Source organism: Pedobacter sp. Bi126, from assembly GCF_918698245.1.
In the GTDB taxonomy this organism is placed as follows: Bacteria; Bacteroidota; Bacteroidia; order Sphingobacteriales; family Sphingobacteriaceae; genus Pedobacter.
This window is the reverse complement of sequence record NZ_CAKKMS010000002.1, coordinates 941,789-964,488: the sequence shown is the minus strand read 5'-3', so window position 1 is coordinate 964,488 and position 22,700 is coordinate 941,789. Positions and strand designations below refer to the sequence as shown.

Here is a 22,700-nt window from a genome sequence, read left to right as displayed (position 1 = left end):
TCAAAAAGGCTAATAAACTATCCAATTCTGTAGATAATCTGTTTCTGATGAAAACAGAAAATTAAAATAAATTTTGATATCTTAATTATCTATCGTAATATTGCGATATAAAACTATGGGACTTACCAAAACAGAAATCTTCACCGAAGAACAGAACCAGATGGCAGCTTTATTAAAAGCGATGGCACATCCTGCACGGATTGCGATTCTTCAGCGCATCCTTAAATCGAATACCTGTATCTGTGGCGATTTGGTTGAAGAACTCGGCTTAGCTCAGGCGACCATTTCTCAGCATTTAAAAGAACTTAAAAATGCAGGTATTATACAAGGCACTATCGAGGGGGTGAGTATTTGCTATTGTATAGAACCTAAAACCTGGAAGTTATTACAAACACAGCTGGGCAATTTCTTTGCCTCATATAAAGGCGGGCAGAACTGCTGTTAAAATTTTTTACTTAAATCAATCGTTAAATTGCAATATTATGATCAATACATCTTCTACAGAATGGAGCAGCTTTAAGGCTGAGCTTCAGCAATATCCAGAATTGGTATTACAGTTTCAATATTCCCCAGGTAAATGGGTAAAAGCCAATTATCACATCACCGAAATTAAACAGGCACCGATTGTTTCGGTAGACTGTGGAGGTGTGATGAACGCCTGGACTGAAATTATTGTACAGTTATGGGAACCTACCGAACAAGAAACGGGTAGGGCGATGCAAGTGAAAAAAGCACTATCCATTATCAATCTGGTAGAAAGTAAACTGCCGTTGAACCCCAATGGAATTGTGAAAATTGAATTTGGCAATTCGGCGTTCGATACAAGGCAGATGTTTCCAGGTGAATTTAAAATTGATGGGGAGAACCTGGTTTTGGATCTTACACCTGATGCTACCCAATGTAAAGCAATTAATCGTGGCGGAAGCTGTGGTACCACCGAAGCCGGCGAAGAATGTTGTGCGCCTGCTCAGCCGATAAAGCAAAAAGTCGAACTGGTTAATCTAGTAGCTAATCAAAATAGTTGTTCTCCAGGAAGTGGATGTTGTTAATGATTCAAAATTTATAGTAATGAAAAATGTATTGGTGTTATGCACCGGAAATAGTTGCAGAAGTCAACTGGCAGAAGGTTATTTGAAACATTTTGCTCAAAACAAAGCCAAAATATACAGTGCTGGTATCGAAGTTCATGGCGTTAACCCAAGGGCAATAAAAGTAATGGCCGAAGATGGAATTGATATTTCAGGACAAACCTCTAACAATATCGAGGAGTACTTTGATGTTCCATTCAATTATGTGATTACCGTTTGCGATCACGCAAAAGAAAGCTGTCCATATTTCCCAACGCAGGCTATAAAACTGCACCATAACTTTCCCGATCCTGCAAAAGCCGTAGGTACCGATGAAGAAATCATGGCCGAGTTTAGAAAGACAAGAGATCTGGTGAAGGTTTACATGGAAGATTTTGTAAACAAAAACCTAAAACGCTAATATGTCAGCAGATATTTGTGCCCCGGCAGCTCAAAGAAAAAACCTCGGTTTTTTAGATCGTTATTTAACGCTGTGGATTTTTTTAGCCATGTTATTGGGGGTGGGCTTAGGCTTTTTATTCCCTTCATCAGCGGTCTTGATCAATTCATTTTCGAGCGGGAGTACAAACATCCCTTTGGCTATCGGATTGATCCTGATGATGTATCCACCTTTGGCAAAAGTTAAATACCAGAATTTAGGCAGATTATTTAAAAATGTAAAAATATTGAGCGCTTCGCTCTTTTTAAACTGGATAATTGGCCCGATTCTGATGTTTTTTCTGGCCATTGCATTTTTACACGACTATCCCGAATACATGGTTGGCTTAATTATGATCGGCCTGGCCAGGTGTATTGCCATGGTGGTGGTATGGAATGAGCTTGCTGATGGAAACCGAGAGTATGCCGCGGGCTTAATTGCCCTGAACAGTATTTTTCAGGTATTGCTTTACAGTGTATTTGCATATTTTTTTATTACGGTTTTACCACCCGTTTTTGGTTTAAAAGGCCTTTCTGTATCAATTTCCATTGCAGAAATTGCAAAGAGTGTAGGGATTTATCTTGGGATTCCGTTTGTGCTCGGTATTTTAAGTCAAAAAGTACTGATCAAGTGGAAAGGCGAAGAATGGTTTTATTCCGCTTTTGTACCGATGATTTCTCCCATAACCTTAGTTGCCTTATTATTTACCATCGTAGTGATGTTTAGTCTGAAAGGAGAATTGATTGTGCAGATTCCGTTTGATGTACTGCGAATTGCTTTGCCCTTAATGATTTATTTCGTGATCATGTTTGTGATCAGTTTTTTTGCAGGCAGGTATTTCGGTGCGGATTATGGCAAAAGTACCGCTATTGCGTTTACGGCAACTGGTAATAACTTCGAATTGGCTATCGCTGTGGCTATAGGTGTATTTGGTATTCATTCAGGGCAAGCATTTGCCGGTGTAATCGGTCCGTTGGTTGAGGTGCCCGCATTAATTGCATTGGTTAACTTGGCGCAATGGTTTAGAAGGAGATATTTTAGAACATAAGATCAACCTTTACTATTGACAGATTTTTATAGAAAAATCGTCATTGCGAGGCACGAAGCAATCTTAAAGCTCACGCTACTAGCGATTGTTGTAGGATTGCTTCGTCGGCTGAAAAGCCTTCTCGCAATGACGATTTCTCGCAGCAATAAACCCTGCTAAAAACCTTCTGTCATTTATATTGAGCTTTGTGTTATAAATAAAACTCGAAATGACGATTGCCCTAGTTACTATGCGCCAACCTCATCGAAATTAGTAGCAGTTGCCAGAAATTTCCAATTGGCCATATCCCTTTGTACATCTGCAATTTTTGCATCAGCTACCTGATAGGCATCAGGGCCTAAGAATAAATGAAGTGGTGGATTTTCACTTTTCGAAGCTTCAATAATCACCTCAACTGCTTTGGCCGGATCGCCTGGTTGTTGATTATTGATGTCGTTTTGGTGTGCCGCTTGCGAGTCGCGTACCTCTTTGTAGGCATCAATTGGTTTATTCGGTACCGCTAATGATCCTTCAGTTAGGAATGCTGTTCTGAAATAACCCGGCTCTACAATCGTTGCTTTGATTCCCATCGATTTTACTTCAGCCGCTAACGATTCGGTAAAACCAACCACTGCAAATTTTGTAGCGCAATATATTCCGAAACCAGGGAAGTTACCTGAAAAGCCACCGATTGAAGAAATATTAAAAATGTGACCTGATTGTTGTTTTCGCAATTGAGGAAGTACTTTTCTGATGACGTTTAACGAACCAAAAACGTTCACATCGAAATTTTGACGTGATTCTTTGTCGCTCAATTCTTCTAAAGCACCAAGCATGCCATAGCCTGCATTGTTTACCACCACATTTACCTGACCGAATTTGCTGATCGTTTGGCTAATTGCTGCTTCTACACTGCTTTCGTCGATCAAATCAACAGCTAGTGGTAAAAAGTTTTGGTGTTCACCAACTGCGTTAATTAAATCATTCAGGTTTCTTGAAGTTGCAGCAACGCTAAGACCATTGCTTAATAATGTTTTTACTAATATAAGTCCCAGGCCTTTTGATGCGCCTGTTACAAACCATACTTTTTGATTTTCCATAATGTTTTTGTTTGAATTAATTTTCGTCGAAATCTGTTGAAATTGTAATGGCTTTCCAGTCTCTAAATTCCTTTTGTAGTGATTCTAACTTGTTGTTTGCTCTTTGAAAAGCGTCGTTTCCTAAAAGTAAATGAAGGGGTGGATTAGGCATACTTGCCAATGAGATCATTGCAGCGGCAGCTTTCTCGGGGTCGCCAATCTGCTGACCGTCCATTTTTAGGTATTTGCTGTGTATTGCCCGCACTTCTTCGTATTCTGCAATTGGATTGGCAGCCAAAATCAGCGAATCAGTCGTTAAAAAACTGGTTCTGAATGCGCCAGGAGCCACAACAGTAACTTTTATGCCAAATTCTTTTAGGTCTTCTGCCGATACTTCTGACAATGCAATCACAGCCGATTTTGCCGCTGCATATACTGCCCAGCCTGTTGCGCCTGCAATACCTGCAATTGATGCAATGTTGATGATATGTCCGGCTCGTTGTGCCCTTAAATAAGGTGAAGCTTTTCTGATGACATTCAGTGTTCCGAAAACGTTAACATCAAAACTGTTGCGTGTTTCTGCATCGCTAAGCTCTTCTATACTGCCTCCAATTCCATAACCTGCATTATTGATGACCACATCGATTCTTTCGAATTTTGTAATAGTCGTCTTTATCGCATCCTCGACGCTTTGCTCATCGGCCAGGTTAACGGCTAGAGGAAGGAATTTTCCGCTATCATTATTTACTGCTTTTTTAAGTTCACTGACATTTCTTGATGTGGCCGCAACATATTGGCCAGCATTTAGCAACTGATGAACCAAACTTAATCCTAAGCCCTTTGAAGCTCCGGTAATAAACCAAACTTTTTTCTTGCCCATAGTTTTTTCCTTTTTGTTAAGACAAAATTACAGTGCAAATGAATTCGCTTTATTACGTTAATCAAACTTATGATTACGAAATTCAAACAATTCGGTAAGAAGTAGGGGTGTGGTTAGTTAGTTTTTTAAAAAAGTTATTAAAATGGGTAGGCTCTTCAAAACCAAGGCAATAACCTATTTCTGATATATTCCAGTCGGTATGCTTGAGTAAAGCTTTAGCTTCACTTAATAAACGCTCGGTAATATAATGTGTGGTGGTTTTGCCAGTGGTTTCTTTAATTGCACGGTTTAAGTGGTTTACATGTACCGAAAGTTGCGAAGCATAATCTTTGGCTGAGCGCATGGTAAGCCTTTGCGTAGTTGTTTCGATGGGGAATTGACGCTCTAATAACTCTGTAAAAACAGAAGTGATCCTTGTATTGGCATCGGTATGTTTAAATAGCGTTTCAGATGGCTGTGTTTTTAGTGCAAAGTGTGTAATCTCAGTAATATAGTTTCTGAGCAGGTCGTATTTATAGATATAATCTGTATTGATTTCCTCGAACATTTTATCGAAAATGCTTTCTATTTGAGCATCTTGTTTTTCATTTAAAATATACGCTGGTTTCCCGCCAGGTACGAACATGGGTAAATCACCAATGTTTCCGCGGATCTTTTCGGTAAAAAAAGCTTCCGTAAAAATACAGAAATAACCTGTTACCTCACTTTGTTTACCACTGGCCAGCTCCCAGGTATAAGGTACAAGTGGATTGAAGAAGATTAAAGCGGTGCCATTAATCTCAATGCTTTTGTCAGCATAGTGGTAAACGTTATGTCCGCGGGTAAGGCAGATTTTGTAATAATCCCTTCGGTTATAACTCATTGGCTTATGATCATCCCTCAAACAATCTTCTAACTTGAAAACGTTAAAATGCCCTACACCGTTCCGTAGGTTGTCTGGTAAGAAACTAAATTTGTTCTGGTAAAAATCTTCAATGGTTTCTGGCTTGTTCATAAAATCAAAGTTACAAAATTCAAACCTAAAATAAATTGTTGTAATTAAAAGGAGATTTCGATGATAAAAATATTTGCATTAAATATACCGATTGGTATATATTTGCATCGTCAATTTAAAAGAACATGACCAAGGCAGAAAAAACAAGAAATTTCATTGTAGAGAAAACGGCACCTATTTTTAATATGAAGGGTTATGCAGGCACTTCTTTAAATGATATTACTGCTGCCACGGGTTTAACCAAAGGCAGTATTTACGGTAACTTCGCCAATAAGGATGAAGTAGCGCTGGCGGCTTTTGATTATAACCTGAAAAATGTTTCATCGAGGATAGATGCTGACATGAACAAACAGGTCAGCATAAAGGATAAGCTTTTGGTGTACATCAATATTTACCAAAAATTTATCGATGGTTCAGTATCAGAAGGAGGTTGCCCTGTTTTAAATACTGCAGTTGACGCTGATGATACCCATCCCGAATTGCGGGAAAAAGTTTTGAAAGCAGTTTTAGGCTGGAAAAATAAAATTGCTAAACTGATTGAATCAGGTATTTCTGCCAAAGAAATCAATGCAGATCACAATCCAGAGCAGGTTGCATTAACAATTATTGCTATAATAGAAGGTGGCATCATGATTTCGAGGTTGACTGCAAAACCTGCACATTGGAATTTAATTATGGATTCGTTAAAAAAATATATCAATAGCCTCAGCTAAAAATTTTTAAACTAAAATATACCGATTGGTATTTTATTATGAAAAGGACCAGAACAATAACTTGGGAAGACCCAATGAAAGGAGCGAAGGAAGCTATGCAGATGGATGGTGTTGATTATCTGCAGGCCATGAGCGATCATAAATTTCCGCTGCCGCCATTGTTGCATACCTTGGATTTTAGTGTAAGTCTGATCGAAAAGGGCAATGTGGTTTTTGAATTTACACCTCAGGAGTTTCATTACAACCCAATTGGCACTGTGCATGGCGGGGTAATCACTGCTATTTTAGATTCGGCCATGGGCTGTTCGGTCCATTCACTTTTACCTGCCGGAAAAGGATATACCACTTTAGAGCTGAAGGTAAATTTCCTGAAAGCCGTTACCATCCAAACCGGGAAACTAAAAACCGTAGGGAAGGTGATCAACCTTGGTGGACGTACCGCCCTGGTAGAAGCGCAATTAGTTGATGAAAATAATAGCGTTTATGCTCACGCGGTGAGCACTTGTTTAATCTTAAAATTTTAAAAAAAAACATATAATGAAAACTTCACAAAATACCGTTTTATTGATCGGCGGAACAGCTGGTATCGGTTTAGAAATTGCAAAACAGTTAACTGCTTTAGATAATCATGTAATTATTACTGGTAGAAATCAGGAGCGACTGGATGCAGCTGCTGCATCATTACAAAATGTAACCACCATTCTTTCTGATGTAAGCAAGGCTGAGGATGTAGATCAATTGGTAGCCCGTATCAAAGTCGATTTCCCTCAATTGAATATCGTGATTAATAATGCAGGAAGAGCAATCCTGTACAATTTAGATGACCCCAATCAGGATGCTTTTGCCAATGCAGAAGATGAAATGCTGACCAATTATTTATCAATTATTAGGATCAATCAAAAATTGTTGCCTGTTTTAAAAGCACAGCGCGAATCAGCTATCGTAAACGTTTCATCTATTGTGGCTTATGTTCCTGGAGTTACTTTGCCAACTTATGCGGCCAGTAAAGCAGCATTACATTCTTACAGTACTTCGTTAAGGTTAAGTTTAGAAGAAACTGCTGTTAAGGTTTTCGAATTGATGCCGCCATTGGTGGATACAGAATTTTCGAAGGAAATAGGTGGCCATAATGGTATTAAACCTTCGGTTGTTGCCGATGATCTGTTGGCGGCTTTAGCCAATGATGAGTTTGAAATCAGGGTAGGCGATACCGCAAAGATTTATAAGTTATTCAGACAATCGCCGGTTGATGCTTTAAATGTGATGAATGCAAATAGAAAAGCCTGGATCGATTCTGTTCAAAATTAATCAGATAACCGGAATGAAAAAGAAGGTAGCTTTTGCATCTATTATGGCGGTTTTCACTACAGGAATAGTTACTTTCGCAGCAATAAGTGTAAATCTTGGATTTACATCGACCTTTATCACAGTTTGGTTGAAATCATGGGGCATTTCTTATATCGTAGCCATTCCTGCTATATTAATTATTGCTCCAAGGGTACAATCGTTGGTCGATTATTTATTCAAGAATATTGACTAAAAATTATTAAAATGAAAAGAGTAGTAGTAACAGGTTTAGGTGCTATAACGCCACTTGGTAATACCGTTGAGCAATTCTGGCAACAGATATTGGCCGGAAAAAGCGGCATCGGTCCCATTACAAAATTTGATGCCAGTAAATTCAAAACCCGTTTTGCGGGCGAGGTAAAGGATTTTAATCCTGAAGAATACCTGGAGAAAAAAGAAATTAAAAAGTATGACCTTTTTACCCAATATGCAATCGGATCGAGCGATCAGGCGATAAAGGATGCAGGGCTAGATTTTACTGCAATGACCGATGATCAATTGGCTGAAGTTGGTGTAATCTGGGCAACCGGAAATGGTGGAATCGGTACTTTTGAAGCGCAGTTGGAAGAATTTCATGCAGGTGATGGGACACCAAGATTTAATCCTTATTTCATTCCAAAGATGATTGTCGATATTGCTGCAGGAGCAATTTCCATCCGTCATAAATTGCGTGGACCAAATTATTGTACCGTATCTGCTTGTGCATCATCTAATACTGCCATTATCAATGCTTTTGATACCATTCGTTTAGGAAAAGCAAGTGTAATGATTGCCGGTGGTTCTGAAGCTGCGTTAACCAATTCATCTGTAGGTGGCTTTAATGCCGCTCAGGCTTTATCTAAAAATAACGAGAATCCACAAGGGGCTTCTAAACCATTTGATGCCGACAGAGATGGTTTTGTAATGAGCGAAGGTGCAGGTGCATTGGTTTTAGAAGATCTGGATCATGCTTTGGCACGTGGCGCCCACATTTATGCGGAGATTATTGGTGGTGGAATGGCCGCTGATGCATATCACCTAACCGGAACTCCTCCTGATGGGATTGGTGCCGCTTTGGGTATGACGAAAGCTTTAAAAGATGCTGGAATTAGTGCAGATAAAATCGATTATATTAATGCACACGCCACTTCAACCGGATTGGGCGATTTAAGTGAATTACAGGCGATTAATACTGTGTTTAATGGTTTGCCAGTTATAATTGGTGCAACTAAATCGATGACGGGTCATTTACTTGGTGCTGCCGGAGCGGTAGAAAGTGTAATCAGCGTTTTATCGATCAGAGATAATGTGGTGCCACCTACTATTAATACCAAAAATCTGGACGAAAACATTCCAAAAGGATTGAATTTTGTGTTGGGAGAAAGTATTAAAAAGGAGATCAATTATGTTTTAAATAACACTTTTGGTTTTGGTGGTCACACAGCGAGTACTATTTTTAAAAAGTATGAGGCTTAATTGATTTTGTTATTTTCAATCTGATAGCTACCGGGTTGATTATTGATTTTTAAGGTGTTTGGTTAATAGCCAAGCACTTTTTTTGTTTTAGTATGGTTGTGATCAGTGCGTCATTCCCAACACTATATTGGTCTTATCATCTCGCTAAGACCTAATAATTTTTTGCCACGGAGACACAGAAGCACGGAAAAATGTATAGACGGGTCTTCGACTACGCTCAGACTGACAAATCGCGTTGGTTATGCCGATGTTCAGCAAACCTCAACTGGTCTTAGCGTCTCGCTAAGATCTAATAATTTTCTGCCACAGAAGCACGGAAAATGTAAAATAACGGTCTTCGACTACGCTCAGACTGACAAATCGAGTTGGTTATGCGATGGGTTAGAAACCAATGAACCAATGCCTAATGAACAAATGAACCCATTACTTATCCATTAATAAATTAACCAGTTCTTTCAATTCTTCAATTTCCAGTTCTAATTTCTCAATTCTGTTTTCCAGTTCAGTAGGATCAAATTGTGGTGTGTTTATCGTTTCGGTTTCAGGTTCTGAAGTGGTTTCGGCCTGTTCGCCTAAAAGATGAACAAAACGGGCCTCTTTTTGTCCAGCTTTTTTTGCCAGTTGTTTTACAAATGCAGGTTCTTCATCTGATAATTTCTGAAGTTGTTCTAAAACTTCTTCTATACTTTCAAATTCATATAATCTTCCCGAATTGCTATTGATTTCACCAGGTGTTAGTGGTCCGCGTAAAAGCAATAAACAAATAATGGCCAGCTCCGAAGGTACTAAAGGATAAACAATAGCTAGATTATGTTTATATTTAGTTGCACGGCTTGATCCTCCTGTAGCAGTGGAAATTAAACCTTTTATTTTAAGTTGGTTTAGTGTTAAAGTTATGGTTTCCTCATCGTAATTTACCACCGGATTTCTTGAGCTTTTTTGATTACATGCAGCTGTTAAACTATTCAGAGTCATTGGGTAATAATCGGGTGTTGTGCGGCTTTTTTCTATTAATGCGCCTAAAACGCGTTGTTCTTCTGCTGATAAATCGGGTAGTGGTTTTACATTGTCCATTTTATAAAAGTATAAATTGGTTGAACATTTTGAAAATTATTTTGTTAATGATTTATTTCTAGTGAGTTATGTAAAAATATTAACGATAGAATAATTCTAAATTTCCGAATTGCTACATTCTGTGCTTTAGAATTACGAACTTAGGACTACATCCAATATCTAAATATCCAATTATGAAATCTTCCGATCAGAAACCAAATCAGGGTGATAGCAGGCGCGATTTCCTCAAAAAAAGTTCGGTAATTACAGCCATTGCACTAACGCCTGGCGTTGCGGTTAAAGCAGCAGAAAGCAATGCCGATGAACGTTTCGCTCAACTTTTCGAGAAAATCCCATTAAAACTTACGGTAAATAATAAAGCATATCAAACTACGGTTGAGCCCAGGGTAACGCTTTTGGATTATTTGCGTGAAGAATTACACCTAACAGGGACTAAAAAAGGATGCGACCATGGCCAGTGTGGCGCATGCACCGTTCATGTTGATGGACAAAGGGTAAATTCATGCCTCAGTTTAGCTGTGATGAATGAGGGAAAGAAAATTACCACGATTGAAGGATTGGCCAACGGCGAAACTTTGCATCCCATGCAGGCTGCATTTATCAAGCATGATGGTTTTCAATGTGGTTATTGTACGCCAGGACAGATTATGTCGGCCGTGGCCTGTGTACGCGAAGGGCATACCGGTTCGAGAGCAGACATAAGTGAATATATGAGTGGAAATATCTGTAGATGTGGTGCTTATCCTAATATAGTTGATGCGATTATTGAAGTTAAGGAAGGAGGTGAAACGGTATGATCAATTTTCAATACTTAAGAACAACCACGGCAAAATCAGCAATTGCTTTATTGGTAAAAGATAAAAATGCCAAATTTTTGGCAGGTGGAACAAACCTGATCGATTTAATGAAAAGAGGTGTTACGGCACCAGAAAAACTCATCGATATCAATCATGTTCCGCTAAAACAGATCGAGCAGATTGGAAATAAAATCCATATTGGTGCTTTGGCTTCTAATTCGGCAGTTGCAGACAATGCGCTGATTAAAGAGAAACTACCGTTACTTTCCTGGGCTTTACAGGCGGGCGCATCTGCCCAGCTGAGAAACGTAGCTACTGTTGGTGGTAATATGATGCAGCGTACACGTTGTGGTTATTTTTACGATACCGAAATGCCTTGTAATAAACGCCAGCCAGGTACAGGCTGTGGTGCCATGGAAGGTTTTAACCGCATGCATGCCATATTCGGGGCTTCAGAAAAATGTATTGCTGTTCATCCAAGTGATATGTGTGTAGCATTAATCGCTCTAGATGCTGAAGTGGTGGTGGCCAATGCCAAAGGAGAACGTAAGATGTTATTTAAAGATTTTCATCGCCTGGCAGGAGATACTCCACAGTTAGACAATAACTTAAAAGCTGACGAAATGATTATCCGTTTGGAAATTCCGGTGAATAATCTTGCCAAAAACTATCATTATCTTAAAGTTAGGGATCGGGCTTCTTATGCTTTTGCTCTCGTTTCTGTAGCCGCAGCATTTGAGCTCAGCAATAATAAAATTATGGATATTCGTTTGGCAATGGGTGGAGTAGCGCATAAACCCTGGCGTTTAACGGCATCCGAAAATTTCTTAAAAGGAAAAGAAGCCACCTTATCGAATTTTGAACAGGCTGCCCAACTGGCCATGAAGGATGCAAAAGGTTTTGGAGGAAATGACTTTAAACTTAAACTGGCACCCAATACAATAATCGAGGCGTTGAATCTTGCAAAATCTAAAGCTTAGTTATGGAAAAGAAAATTTTAAAAGACGACAACGACCGCGTAGATGGAATTTTAAAAGTTACGGGACAAGCTAAATACTTTGCGGAATATGAATTACCAGGTTTAACCTATGGTGTTTTGGTAACCAGTACCATTACCAAAGGAAAAATTACAGCGCTCGATACCAAGGCGGCTGAAAAAGCACCAGGTGTAATTGCTGTGATTTCGCATTTAAATAAGCCATCGGCCGCTGCTTACGAGCAGGAAGGTGGTCCACAGATGAAGATTTTTTATACCGACAAAATTTTCTACAATGGACAGCCAATCGCAATTGTTGTAGCCAATACCTTCGAAAGAGCAACTCATGCGGCTTCATTGGTTAAGGCAACTTACTCTAGAGAAGATTTTAACACTGATTTTGAAAAAGCTTTAAAAGATCCTAAAGCAAAGAAACTTCAAGGCCAGGCCGACTATAAACGCGGTATAGAAAACGCTTATAAAACAGCAGAGGTGAAGCTCGAGGAAAGATATTTTCTGCCTATCGAAACGCATAACCCGATGGAACTGCACGGAATTATCGCCGATTGGAGGCCAAATAACCAGCTTACCGTTTATGCCAAAACACAAGGTGTAAAAGCTACCCAGGGCACCATTGCAAATGTTTTTAAAATTCCGATGGAGAATATTCAGGTAAATTCGGAGTTTGTTGGGGGTGGTTTTGGTATGGCTTTACGTACCTGGCCGTTGGAAATTGCAACGGTAATGGCTTCTAAACATATTGGTAAACCTGTAAAAGTAGTGATTACCAGGATGCAAATGTTTACCATGGTCGGTAATCGGCCGGCAGCGATACAAACCATTGGTTTGGGCGCAAATAAAGATGGTAAATTAACCGGGATTACGCACAGGGCTTATGGTGAAACCTCTACTTATGAGAACTTTACCGAAGGCGTGGTTAATATGGCGAAGTTTATGTACCAATGCGATAACGTAAATACGGCTTATGCCATTGTTCCGGTAGATCTTAGCGTTCCAATATGGATGCGTGGTCCGGGGGAGGCTACAGGAGCTTTTGCCCTTGAAAGTGCTATTGATGAAATGGCACATGCTTTGGATATGGACCCATTGGATTTCAGAATCAAAAACGATCCTGAAACCGATCAGCAAAAAAACAAACCCTTTTCGAGCAAAAATATAAAAGAAGCTTATAAAATCGGGGCAGAAAAAATAGGGTGGAGCAACCGGAAAAATAAGCCTGGCAGTTTGATTGAAGGGCCATGGCAAATAGGTTATGGTGTAAGTGTTGGCGTTTTTAATGCTAATAGAGGTAAAGCCAGTGTGAAGGGCGTTTTAAAGGCTGATGGATCGCTGCTTTTACAAAGTGCAACCAGCGATATTGGCCCGGGAACAGGAACTGGCATGACTTTAATCGCCAATAAACTGATGAAGATCCCTGTAAATAAAATTACATTCGAATTGGGTGATTCTTCTTTGCCGCCCGCGCCTAGTCAGGGCGGTTCAGCTACATTATCTACAGTAGGTTCGGCAGTGAATGATGTTTGTGTGGCATTAAAATCTGCGATTGCGGAACTGGCTGCAAATTCTAATATGGATGCAACGGCTAATTTTGTTGATGTTTTAAATAAGAATAATCTTCCGCAAATAGAAGTAACCAAAGAAAGCCAGGGGGGGAAGGAAAGGGATAATTACTCTATGTATTCATTCTCGATTCACTTTGTACAGGTAAAGGTTCATGCGCTTACAGGCGTAGTAAAAGTGAGTAAAATCGTTTCTGTAGGCGATTCCGGTACCATTGTAAGTCCAAAAACGGCCCGAAGCCAGATGCTTGGTGGTGCTGTTGGCGGTATTGGCATGGCTTTAACCGAAGAATCTATTATCGACCACCGTTATGGAAGATATATCAATAATAATTTTGCCGATTACCATGTTCCGGTAAATGCCGATGTACCAGAAATTGATGTTAATTTTATCAATAAACCCGATCCTTATATTAATCCAATGGGTGCAAAAGGAATGGGAGAAATTGCATTGATCGGTTTTTCTGCCGCTGTAGCCAATGCTGTTTTTAATGCTACAGGAAAAAGGATCAGAACATTGCCGATTACGCCCGATAAGATATTGGCATAATTATTCCGTTCAAATCCAGAGAAGTCAAGTTTTAAAAACTTGACTTCTCTAAATATTCTAAACAAAAAATGCGTTCCGATTTTATATCAGGACGCATTTTTTATGAAGATTCTTCGTTTTCCCTCAGAGTGACAAACAGAAAAATTATTTCGCAACCGCTTTACCCGAGTAAGTTGCCGCTAACTTTAATGCATTGTAAGTATTAACAATTCCGCCACTGATACAAAGATCAGAGAATGGGACAGAAATTTTTTCTGCGCCTGGTTCTTCACCTTTAGCGTATTCTACGTTATGGTTAACTTTGGTAACTGATTTAACGATGATTTCTTTTACCTGTGCTGCAGTTAATTTTGGATAATAAGAACGGATTAATCCTGCTAAGCCAGCTACAACAGGAGAGGCCATACTGGTTCCGTCTAAATTTTTGTATTTAGAACCCGGTACAGTAGAATAAATCTGAACGCCTGGAGCAAAAACATCTACCTGGGTTTTGCCGAAATTAGAAAAACTGGCTTTTAATGTTTCATCATCTTTAGGGCCTGAAGCACCAACGGTAATCCACGATGCAATAGTCTTCTCATCTAAATCTTTGTGGTTAGGGAAATTATTTTCTACATCGATATTTTTGTTTTCGTTACCCGCTGCCTGAACGATCAATACATCTTTAGATACCGCATATTTCATAGCCTCATTAACGATGGCTTTGTTCCAGCTATAAGCCTTGCCAAAACTCATGTTGATTACTTTTGCACCGTTATCAACAGCGTAACGAATAGCATTGGCAACATCTTTATCCCTTTCATCACCATTTGGTGTACAACGGACACCCATAATGGCAACGTTATCCGCTACACCTAAAATACCAAGTTTGTTGGTTCTATCAGCCGCAATGATACCGGCTACGTGTGTGCCGTGCATCGCATCAGGACCTGCAACGTCGTTATTGCCATAAAATTTCTCCTTAACGTTGTTTGGATCATCGCCAACTATTGAGCGTGGATCGTAATCGAGGTTTAAGTTATAATTGACCTGGCGCGTATAGTAATCCAGTCCTTCTACAATTTGATCTTCGTAAAAATCTTTGAAGCTGCCTTTTTCTAATTGCTGGCTCAGTACATTTTGGATCCTGCCTTCAACCTCTGTAGATGGTTTGAAGTTTTTAAAATCTTCTACGGTTGGGTTTTCTTTACCGATTTTCTTCACTACAGCGTCTAAAGCTGTTTTAAAACCGGTAATACCTGCCAGATTTTCCCTGGCTTCTGCCAATTGTTTTTCTAAATCGGCTCTTTCAGCTTTAAAAATTTCGAAATCTTTTTTATCTTTTTCTGCTACATTTGCATCTGTAGTATTGGCAAAACGGGCCTGATCGCGACGAACCAAACGGGTTAATTCTAAGGTTTCGAAGTTTACAGATTCTTTAGGGCCGCCAATAAAGTTCCAGCCATTTATATCGTCGATATAACCATTCTTATCATCATCCTTGCCATTGCCGGCTATCTCTTTGGTGTTTACCCACATAATTCGTTTTAAGTCTTCGTGCGTAGCTTCTACGCCGCCATCATTAACTGCTACGATAACTTTAACAGATTTTTTACCTTTTAAAAGTTCTTTATATGCTTTTTCGGTACTGATTCCGAATGTACTATCACTTTTAAGATCAAGATTTTGCCAATTTGCTTTTTGCGCATTGGCCAAAGTTGGTACCGCACTCACAAGCGCAACACTTAACAGCGCGCTGAAAATTCTACTCTTATTCATTTATGTATTTTTGTATTAAACGGCGAAAGTTAATTTTAATTTTTTTATTGGAAGAAATTGTATTAAAAATGATGTTTTTCACATATTTTGGTAACGAAAAAAATCCTGAAATTCATTTTTCAGGATTTTGATCTTTAAAGCAAAATTCGCCGCTGTTTATTTCATGTTGATAACGATTTTTTTAGCCATTTCATCATGAGATTCAATTATACTTAAAGTATTGCCAGCCCAGCTTTTAATTGCCTGATCGCGGTTTTGCGTGCCCTGTTTAAATAAGGCTACAGTTTTTTCATGATCGGTAACCATCATAGCCATATAATGTTTATCAAAAGCCGTACCTGTCATTTTCTTCATTTCATCCAAATGAATCTGATCTTCTGCCGGCAATGCATCTGGGGTGATTACTTTTTTGTTTAAAGCCAAAGCTTTCAGCTCTGTATTGGCTTTTGTGTGATCAGTCAACATTTTAGCGGCGAAATCTTTCACCTCAGCACTTTTAGCATTTTTTTGCGCAATCTTAGCGGCTTCAACTTCCATGATACCTCCAATTGCTGCTTTTCTTAAAAAAGTTGCACCCGCTTCATCAACACCCGATTCTGTACTTTCGGCTCCTGTAGCATGGTTGCCATTTACCATGTTGGTATCGCCAGCAACACTGTCTTTTGTGGTTGCCGATTTCTTATCTGCAGTTTGACAAGCCTGAAATGAAAGCACCAGGGCAAAAGCAGTGGATAATAAAAATATCTTTTTCATGTTTTCTCTAATTTTGATGTGTATGAAAAACAAGAGAGTTGAAAAAAGGTTTTAGCTGCTGAATGTCGATTATTCCGCTCCGTATGGATTTTTAACAACAATAGCCATTAAACGCTCCGGATTTTCAATTGGTTCGAAACCAAATTGTTTGTACAATCCGTGTGCATCTAAGGTACCGAGCCGATAAGTTCTTAATCCCTGTAAATCAGGGTGGAAGACCATAAACGACATCAGTTTTTTTGATAAGCCCAAACCACGGTAACTTTCTTTAACGTACACATCGCAAAGCCATGCAAAGGTGGCCTTATCGGTTACCCAACGGGCAAAACCTACCTGTTCTGGTCCTTTGTAAATGCCAAAACAAAGCGAGTTTTCAATAGAACGTTTTACGGTATCAAAAGGGATGCCTTTTGCCCAATAAGATTCTACACTCAAATAATGATGTACGGCTTCGAGATCTAAAAGCTCTTTTTTATCGGAAAATATAAAACCGTTTTCGCTGATTTCCATTTTGATTAATGATTGAATTTTGAATGATTAAATGAGTGAATTCTTTCAAAATCCACTTAAAGAATTAGCTAAGTTTTCTAAGCCTTTCCACAGTTAACCGATTAACCAGTTTAAACAGTTAAGTTTTCTAATTGCGCATATTAATAAACTGCAATGGCTGGCCAAAATCTTCATTTCTACAAAGATTCATCACAGCTTGCAGATCATCGATTTTTTTTGCGGTTACTCTAACCTGATCGTCCATAATGGCAGGCTGAACTTTTAATCCACTGGCTTTGATCTTTGCCACAACCTTTTTTGCTGCTTCCTTATCTAATCCTTCTTTAATACTGATTTCTTTTCTGATCATGTTGCCGGAGGCCTGATGCTCATCGCCAAAATCTAAACTTTTCGGATCTAAATTCTGCTTCATCATCCGCGAGATAATGGAACCTTCGATTGCTTTTAATCGCATATCATCTTCAGTAACAATGGTTACTACGTTTGTTTTTTTATCGAGATCGATGGTGCTTTTCGATCCGTTAAAGTCGAATCGGTTAAGGATTTCTTTTTTAGCATTGTTAATTGCGTTGTCCAATGTTTGCGCATCAACTTTACTTACAATATCAAAAGAAGGCATGGTTTTAGCTTTAAAGTAAAAAAATAAGTAGATTTAATAGAAATTAATCCATCCTCACAAAAAAACGAAAAATAATATGAAAACCACTAAACCGAAGTCTCAAAAAAAGATCACAAAAAAAGAAGTGAAGAAACAGTTGGAGCAGTCGATTACGGATAAGTTCTTGGATGTGATCAAAAGTTTAGGTCATGATGTATCGGAAATTAGTACGGAGGTAGGGAAAGCGAGTAAGCGTGTGGCTAAAAAATTAACTAAGAAGTTCACCATCGTAAAGGCAGATGTGGGACAGAAAATTGATGATTTGTTACATGCATCAAAAGAGAAAGCAAAAGCAGCGAAGAAACCAGTTGCCAAAGCTGTAAGTAAATCTGAAAAAACTGCTCAGAAAGTGGTTAAAAAAGCCGTTGCAAAGGCTAAACCAGTAGTACAAAGCATTAAGGTTGCTGCAATAGAAACAGAAGAAAAGGCAGAAAAGGTATTGGCAAAACCAGTTATAAAAGCAAAAGAAGCAGTAAAAGATGCTACAACAGTTGCCAAAAAAGCGGCAAGTACCGCAGGTAAAGCACCAGCAAAAGCTGCTACAGCAGTTAAAAAAGTAACAACGCCGGCCGCTACTTCTGCAAAAGCATCTCCTGTTGTTAAAAAAACGGTTGCTAAAACTGCTACATCGGTTAATAAAGAGACGAAAACACCTACTAAAAAATAAATTTGTTAACGTTAACGTGTAAATGAATTAACATCAATTTAACAAATTAATGTGCAGTTTTGAGCATCCCTGTTTTGGCAGGGATTTTTTATTTTTTTAAATGAGCAATAAGAAGATCCCTTTTTTAAACCGCGAAATCAGTTGGCTTTACTTTAACGAACGTGTATTGCAAGAAGCTGCCGATGAAACGGTTCCGCTGATTGAACGGATTAAATTTCTATCTATATTTTCTTCAAATTTAGAGGAATTTTACCGTGTGCGAGTGGCCACCATGACCCGGCTAACCAATCTTAATGATAAGGCTAAAGCGCTTTTGGGGTTTAATCCAAAGAAAATTCTGAATGAGATTAAAAACATCGTTGTAAAACAAGAAAGAAAATTCGACCAGCTTTTTCAGGCTACCCTAATAAACGAACTTGCTCAAAACAGGATTTTTATCTTAAATGATACCCAACTGAATGTAAGTAGAGGTGAATTTGTTAAAAATCATTTCAGGGATAAGATTTTATCCAATCTGGTTCCCATTATGCTGGATATGGATAAACCTTTTCCAGAACTGAAAGACCGGTACCTTTACTTTTTTGTTAAACTTTCGAAAAAGGATACAAAAATTAAAGAGAAATATGCACTCATTGAAATTCCGCCTAATTTGCCGCGGTTTTTGGTACTGCCTGAAACAAACGATCTAAAATTTATTATTCTTGCCGAAGACATTATCAGGTATTGTTTAGACGATATATTTTATGTTTTTACTTACGATAATTTAGAGGCTTATTCGATCCAGCTCACACGGGATGCCGAATTAGATATTGATAAAAACATTAATGATAAATTTATCGAAGATTTAAAAAGCAGTTTAGAAAAACGTAAAAAAGGGAAACCAATGCGTTTGCTTTATGATTCGGCGATGCCTTTAAATATGCTTACTGTACTGGTGAATAAACTTAAGCTTGAGGCCGAAAGTTTAATTCCGGGTAACCGTTACCATAAGTTTGGCGATTTTATTGCCTTCCCGAATGTAGGTAAAAAAGAATTGGAATATGCGCCGAATGTGCCACTGAAGGTTCACGACTTGCACAGAACCCAAAGTATGTTTAATAAAGTTGCCCAGCGCGATTATTTGGTGAATTTACCCTACCAATCGTATGACTATATTATTTTGTTCTTGCGTGAAGCTGCAATTGATCCGAAAGTAACCGAAATACAGATTACTTTATACCGATTAGCCGAAAACTCAAAAGTAATCAATGCATTAATCAACGCTGCTAAAAATGGTAAAGCAGTTTCCGTTTTATTAGAACTTAAAGCCCGTTTTGATGAACAGGCTAATATTTACTGGACTAGCCGCTTAATGGAGGAGGGTGTTAAGGTAAATTATGGTTTAACCGACTACAAAGTACACTCCAAAATTTGTTTGGTTAAACGGATTGAAAAAGACAAGCCGGTTTACTACGCAAACTTAGCAACAGGAAACTTTAACGAGAAAACCGCAGGTTTATATTGCGACCATAGTATTTTTACCGCAAAGAAAGAGATTACCAACGATCTGGTAAAACTTTTTGATGCTTTGAGCAAACGTACCGTAACGAAGGGATTTAAACACCTGATTGTTTCGCCGTTGGAGAGCCGTTCGAAATTGGTCAATTTTATTAACCGTGAAATCAGGAATGCTAAACAGGGCAAACTCGCCTACATCATGTTAAAGGTAAATAGTTTAGCAGATGAAGGGATTATTGCCAAACTTTACGATGCGAGCAATGCCGGGGTTAAAGTTCAGCTGATTATCCGTGGCATCTGCTGTCTGGTACCTGGAGTAAAGGGTTTTAGTGAAAATATTACCGCCATCAGTATTATCGATAAGTTTTTGGAACATGCCAGGGTTTATATTTTTGGTAATAACGGTAAAAACGATATGTATTTATCATCTGCAGATTTAATGAGCAGGAATTTCGAACACCGTGTAGAGGTAGGATTCCCGGTTTTAGATCATGATGTGAAACAGGAGATACAGGATATTATCGATCTGCAATTGCAGGACAATACCAAATCGAGGCAGATCAATGCTTTGAACAATAATAAATACCATAAAAACAGATTAAGTAAAAAGATAAGGGCGCAGGTAGACATCTACAACTATTTAAAAACCAAGCATCAATCATAATGTTAAGATACGCAGCTATAGATATCGGTTCGAATGCGGTGAGGTTACTCATTGCTGATATTAGCAAACAAGACGGAAAATATAAGTATAAAAAGAACACCCTTATACGTGTGCCGCTCCGGTTGGGAGATGACGCATTCTTAGATCAACATATTTCGGAAAAAAAATCTGCAGATCTGGTAAAAACCATGACTGCTTTTAAAAATCTGATGGATGTTTATCATGTTTCGGAATATTTAGCCTGTGCAACATCTGCCATGCGTGAGGCCCGTAATGGAGAAGATATTGTTAAGCTGATTAAAAAGGAAGCAGACGTTACTTTAGAGATTATTGAGGGGCAGCGGGAAGCAAATATTATTTATGCTAACCATATTGAAGAAGAGTTAGACGAAAATAAAAATTACTTATATATTGATGTGGGTGGAGGTAGTACCGAACTGTCAGTTTTTGTAAAAGGTGCTCCGGAAGCATCAAGATCCTTCAATATTGGTACAATCAGGATGCTCGATAACCAGGACAAGGAAGAAACCTGGGATGAAATGAAAGATTGGGTAAAAGAGCATACAAAAGCCTATAAACATTTGGCAGGTATTGGCACCGGTGGTAACATCAATAAATTGTTCCGCATGTCGGATGAGAAGGAAAACGCGCCTTTATCGTTGCAGAAGCTAAATTCGATGTATAATAAATTAACCAGTTATTCATTGAAAGAAAGAATTAATACGCTGGGCTTAAATCCCGATCGTGCAGACGTAATTATTCCAGCATGCGAAATTTACCTAACCTTAATGAAGTGGACTGGTATAAAACAGATTTACGTACCTAAAGTGGGAATGGCCGATGGGATTATTAAGCTGTTGATTGAAGAGAAATTGGATTAAAGATGTGACTGGTCGTCATTTCGACCGAAGCGGAGAAATCTATCAATGGAGTTGCTACATTGAAACAAGTTCAGGGTGACGCACCTAGTTTAATCGATTTTGGTGTGGTGTCAGATGTTTCCATCTGACACTAAAATTTATTTTTATTAAACTGTCGGATGGTAACATCCAACAGCACCTATACCTTGAAAATTACCGCAGCACATTATAGACTCTGGAACAAGTTCAGGATGACGTATTTTGTTTCATAGCCATTTTTAAAAAACCTTTCACCTCATCATTAACATCTTCTTCGAAATAAATCCTCAAATGGTGGTTAAATTGATCCGTTCCTGGCACCTGCGCAATCTTAGTGAAGCAAAGATTGTTTTCATAAGGTTGATTGAAAGGAATAACCACATGAATAAAATTTTTCCCCAATTGCGTAATATATGCAAAACTGTTTTTTGATTCGATCGCAATCATGGATTTTGTAGGGTTGAGATTTATCTCTCCTAATCCGGTCAATTGCTCAACAAAAAAACGGAATAACCCTAAGGTATATTCCGTTTTTCCGTTTAAAAAGTCTGATAAATGTTTTTCTTCAGACATCATAATTTTTTAATCTTCTAATAATTTTGTTGCAGCCTCATCGGTAAACCAGGTTAATTTTCCATCAATCGGATCAATTAATTGGGAAGGATATAAATCGACATTTTTTTCGGTATCGCCTATAACATGTTTCAGCGCTTCGGCTTTATTCTCTCCAAAAACCAAAAATGCTACATTATCGGCTTTGTTGATTAACGGTGCTGTAAAACTGATGCGATAAGTATCTAATTTCTCTACATAAACCGAAGCCACATTTACTTCTTCATCTTTGACCAAAGTAGTATGCGGGAAAATCGAAGCCGTATGTGCATCATCGCCCATACCCAAAAGGATTAAATCGAAAATCAGATCTTCACCATTAAAATGCTTGTCGATTGCTTTTTTATATTCGATAGCGGCCTTTTCTGGAGCCAAAGTGGTATCAACGTAAAAAATATGATCTTCTTTAATGCCTAGTGGATCTAAAATGGTTTTCTTGGCCATTAGTCCGTTGTAGTTATCATCATTGGCAGGAACGTTGCGCTCATCGCCAAAGAAGAAGTATACTTTTTCCCAATCAAGTCTGTGCTGACCTTCTGTTGCCAGAAGATGATAAAGTGCTTTAGGAGAACTGCCGCCAGTTAATACGAAATTAAAGCGGTCGTTTTCTTCGATAGACATTTCTGCAATTTTAATTACATAATCTGCCAGATCCTGATTCAGTTCTTCTAATGTTTTGTATATGAGTAGATTCATTTTTGTAA

The 22,700-nt window shown here is 38.6% G+C and carries 25 protein-coding genes; 15 read left to right on the top strand and 10 right to left on the bottom strand.

The window, feature by feature from the left end; translation table 11 throughout:
• Window positions 1–115 precede the first annotated feature (115 nt).
• From LQ201_RS09235 to arsB, 4 genes are read left to right on the top strand one after another with little or no spacing between them, the layout of a single operon-like run.
• Complete coding sequence (locus LQ201_RS09235) at window positions 116–445, top strand: helix-turn-helix transcriptional regulator (protein ID WP_230141576.1); 330 nt, start codon at window positions 116–118, stop codon at window positions 443–445.
• 37 nt (window positions 446–482) lie between these two features.
• Complete coding sequence (locus LQ201_RS09230; RefSeq protein WP_230141574.1) at window positions 483–1,049, top strand: DUF6428 family protein; 567 nt, start codon at window positions 483–485, stop codon at window positions 1,047–1,049.
• A 19-nt stretch (window positions 1,050–1,068) separates the two neighbouring features.
• The gene (locus LQ201_RS09225; RefSeq protein WP_230141572.1) at window positions 1,069–1,488 is read left to right on the top strand and encodes an arsenate reductase ArsC; all 420 of its coding nucleotides are present in this window, start codon (window positions 1,069–1,071) and stop codon (window positions 1,486–1,488) included.
• A 1-nt stretch (window position 1,489) separates the two neighbouring features.
• Entirely contained in the window at window positions 1,490–2,554 is a 1,065-nt protein-coding gene (gene arsB / locus LQ201_RS09220; RefSeq protein ID WP_230141570.1) for an ACR3 family arsenite efflux transporter, read from the top strand.
• Between the two features lie 227 nt (window positions 2,555–2,781).
• Here the strand turns inward: arsB and LQ201_RS09215 are convergent, their stop codons facing one another.
• From LQ201_RS09215 to LQ201_RS09205, 3 genes are all read right to left on the bottom strand, one after another.
• The gene (locus LQ201_RS09215) at window positions 2,782–3,633 is read right to left on the bottom strand and encodes an SDR family NAD(P)-dependent oxidoreductase (protein WP_230141568.1); all 852 of its coding nucleotides are present in this window, start codon (window positions 3,631–3,633) and stop codon (window positions 2,782–2,784) included.
• Between the two features lie 16 nt (window positions 3,634–3,649).
• Window positions 3,650–4,492: an SDR family NAD(P)-dependent oxidoreductase gene (locus LQ201_RS09210; protein ID WP_230141567.1), complete on the bottom strand. Its 843-nt coding sequence runs from the start codon at window positions 4,490–4,492 to the stop codon at window positions 3,650–3,652.
• A gap of 82 nt (window positions 4,493–4,574) precedes the next feature.
• On the bottom strand, window positions 4,575–5,486 hold the full coding sequence (locus LQ201_RS09205) for an AraC family transcriptional regulator (protein WP_230141565.1): 912 nt from the start codon (window positions 5,484–5,486) through the stop codon (window positions 4,575–4,577).
• Window positions 5,487–5,611: 125 nt separating this feature from the next.
• Here LQ201_RS09205 and LQ201_RS09200 point away from each other — a divergent pair, with 125 nt between their 5' ends.
• From LQ201_RS09200 to fabF, 5 genes are read left to right on the top strand one after another with little or no spacing between them, the layout of a single operon-like run.
• Window positions 5,612–6,199 carry a TetR/AcrR family transcriptional regulator gene (locus LQ201_RS09200; RefSeq protein ID WP_230141563.1) on the top strand — a complete coding sequence of 196 codons (588 nt, stop codon included), beginning with the start codon at window positions 5,612–5,614 and terminating at the stop codon, window positions 6,197–6,199.
• Between the two features lie 38 nt (window positions 6,200–6,237).
• Complete coding sequence (locus LQ201_RS09195; RefSeq protein WP_230141561.1) at window positions 6,238–6,723, top strand: PaaI family thioesterase; 486 nt, start codon at window positions 6,238–6,240, stop codon at window positions 6,721–6,723.
• 13 nt (window positions 6,724–6,736) lie between these two features.
• Complete coding sequence (locus LQ201_RS09190; RefSeq protein WP_230141560.1) at window positions 6,737–7,507, top strand: SDR family oxidoreductase; 771 nt, start codon at window positions 6,737–6,739, stop codon at window positions 7,505–7,507.
• Window positions 7,508–7,520: 13 nt separating this feature from the next.
• The gene (locus tag LQ201_RS09185; protein ID WP_029275254.1) at window positions 7,521–7,739 is read left to right on the top strand and encodes a DUF2798 domain-containing protein; all 219 of its coding nucleotides are present in this window, start codon (window positions 7,521–7,523) and stop codon (window positions 7,737–7,739) included.
• An 11-nt stretch (window positions 7,740–7,750) separates the two neighbouring features.
• Window positions 7,751–9,001, top strand: coding sequence for a beta-ketoacyl-ACP synthase II (gene fabF / locus LQ201_RS09180; RefSeq protein WP_230141556.1), 1,251 nt, complete (start codon window positions 7,751–7,753; stop codon window positions 8,999–9,001).
• A gap of 423 nt (window positions 9,002–9,424) precedes the next feature.
• Here the strand turns inward: fabF and LQ201_RS09175 are convergent, their stop codons facing one another.
• Window positions 9,425–10,075 (bottom strand): YceH family protein, encoded by a 651-nt coding sequence (locus LQ201_RS09175; protein ID WP_230141555.1) that lies wholly within the window; start codon window positions 10,073–10,075, stop codon window positions 9,425–9,427.
• A gap of 173 nt (window positions 10,076–10,248) precedes the next feature.
• Between LQ201_RS09175 and LQ201_RS09170 the strand changes: the two genes are divergently transcribed.
• Genes LQ201_RS09170 through LQ201_RS09160 form a run of 3 tightly spaced genes read left to right on the top strand, consistent with a single transcriptional unit; the run spans window position 10,249 to window position 13,978 of the window.
• A complete protein-coding gene (locus LQ201_RS09170; RefSeq protein ID WP_230141553.1) occupies window positions 10,249–10,872 on the top strand; it encodes a (2Fe-2S)-binding protein in 624 nt (207 codons plus the stop codon).
• A complete protein-coding gene (locus LQ201_RS09165) occupies window positions 10,869–11,852 on the top strand; it encodes a xanthine dehydrogenase family protein subunit M (protein WP_230141544.1) in 984 nt (327 codons plus the stop codon). The genes LQ201_RS09170 and LQ201_RS09165 overlap by 4 nt, the downstream gene beginning before the upstream one ends.
• A gap of 2 nt (window positions 11,853–11,854) precedes the next feature.
• Entirely contained in the window at window positions 11,855–13,978 is a 2,124-nt protein-coding gene (locus tag LQ201_RS09160; protein WP_230141542.1) for a xanthine dehydrogenase family protein molybdopterin-binding subunit, read from the top strand.
• A gap of 144 nt (window positions 13,979–14,122) precedes the next feature.
• Here LQ201_RS09160 and LQ201_RS09155 read toward each other — a convergent pair whose 3' ends face one another.
• The 4 genes from LQ201_RS09155 to LQ201_RS09140 all read right to left on the bottom strand — a co-directional run bounded on the left by LQ201_RS09155 (window position 14,123) and on the right by LQ201_RS09140 (window position 17,618).
• A complete protein-coding gene (locus LQ201_RS09155) occupies window positions 14,123–15,736 on the bottom strand; it encodes a S8 family peptidase (protein WP_230141540.1) in 1,614 nt (537 codons plus the stop codon).
• 156 nt (window positions 15,737–15,892) lie between these two features.
• The gene (locus LQ201_RS09150) at window positions 15,893–16,489 is read right to left on the bottom strand and encodes a DUF4142 domain-containing protein (RefSeq protein ID WP_230141538.1); all 597 of its coding nucleotides are present in this window, start codon (window positions 16,487–16,489) and stop codon (window positions 15,893–15,895) included.
• Between the two features lie 69 nt (window positions 16,490–16,558).
• Window positions 16,559–16,999 (bottom strand): GNAT family N-acetyltransferase, encoded by a 441-nt coding sequence (locus LQ201_RS09145; RefSeq protein ID WP_230141528.1) that lies wholly within the window; start codon window positions 16,997–16,999, stop codon window positions 16,559–16,561.
• Window positions 17,000–17,126: 127 nt separating this feature from the next.
• Entirely contained in the window at window positions 17,127–17,618 is a 492-nt protein-coding gene (locus LQ201_RS09140; RefSeq protein WP_029275247.1) for a YajQ family cyclic di-GMP-binding protein, read from the bottom strand.
• 76 nt (window positions 17,619–17,694) lie between these two features.
• On the opposite strand from LQ201_RS09140, the gene LQ201_RS09135 reads away from it, so the two are divergent.
• The 3 genes from LQ201_RS09135 (at window position 17,695) to LQ201_RS09125 (ending at window position 21,366) form a co-directional block, all read left to right on the top strand.
• On the top strand, window positions 17,695–18,324 hold the full coding sequence (locus tag LQ201_RS09135) for a hypothetical protein (protein ID WP_230141526.1): 630 nt from the start codon (window positions 17,695–17,697) through the stop codon (window positions 18,322–18,324).
• A 100-nt stretch (window positions 18,325–18,424) separates the two neighbouring features.
• A complete protein-coding gene (ppk1, locus tag LQ201_RS09130; protein WP_230141524.1) occupies window positions 18,425–20,485 on the top strand; it encodes a polyphosphate kinase 1 in 2,061 nt (686 codons plus the stop codon).
• The gene (locus tag LQ201_RS09125) at window positions 20,485–21,366 is read left to right on the top strand and encodes an exopolyphosphatase (protein WP_230141522.1); all 882 of its coding nucleotides are present in this window, start codon (window positions 20,485–20,487) and stop codon (window positions 21,364–21,366) included. Before ppk1 ends, LQ201_RS09125 begins: the two co-directional genes overlap by 1 nt.
• A gap of 225 nt (window positions 21,367–21,591) precedes the next feature.
• Here the strand turns inward: LQ201_RS09125 and LQ201_RS09120 are convergent, their stop codons facing one another.
• Window positions 21,592–21,957, bottom strand: a complete 366-nt coding sequence (locus LQ201_RS09120) for a DUF5655 domain-containing protein (RefSeq protein ID WP_230141518.1) — start codon at window positions 21,955–21,957, stop codon at window positions 21,592–21,594.
• A 9-nt stretch (window positions 21,958–21,966) separates the two neighbouring features.
• A complete protein-coding gene (gene pgl, locus LQ201_RS09115; RefSeq protein WP_230141516.1) occupies window positions 21,967–22,692 on the bottom strand; it encodes a 6-phosphogluconolactonase in 726 nt (241 codons plus the stop codon).
• Window positions 22,693–22,700 lie beyond the last annotated feature (8 nt).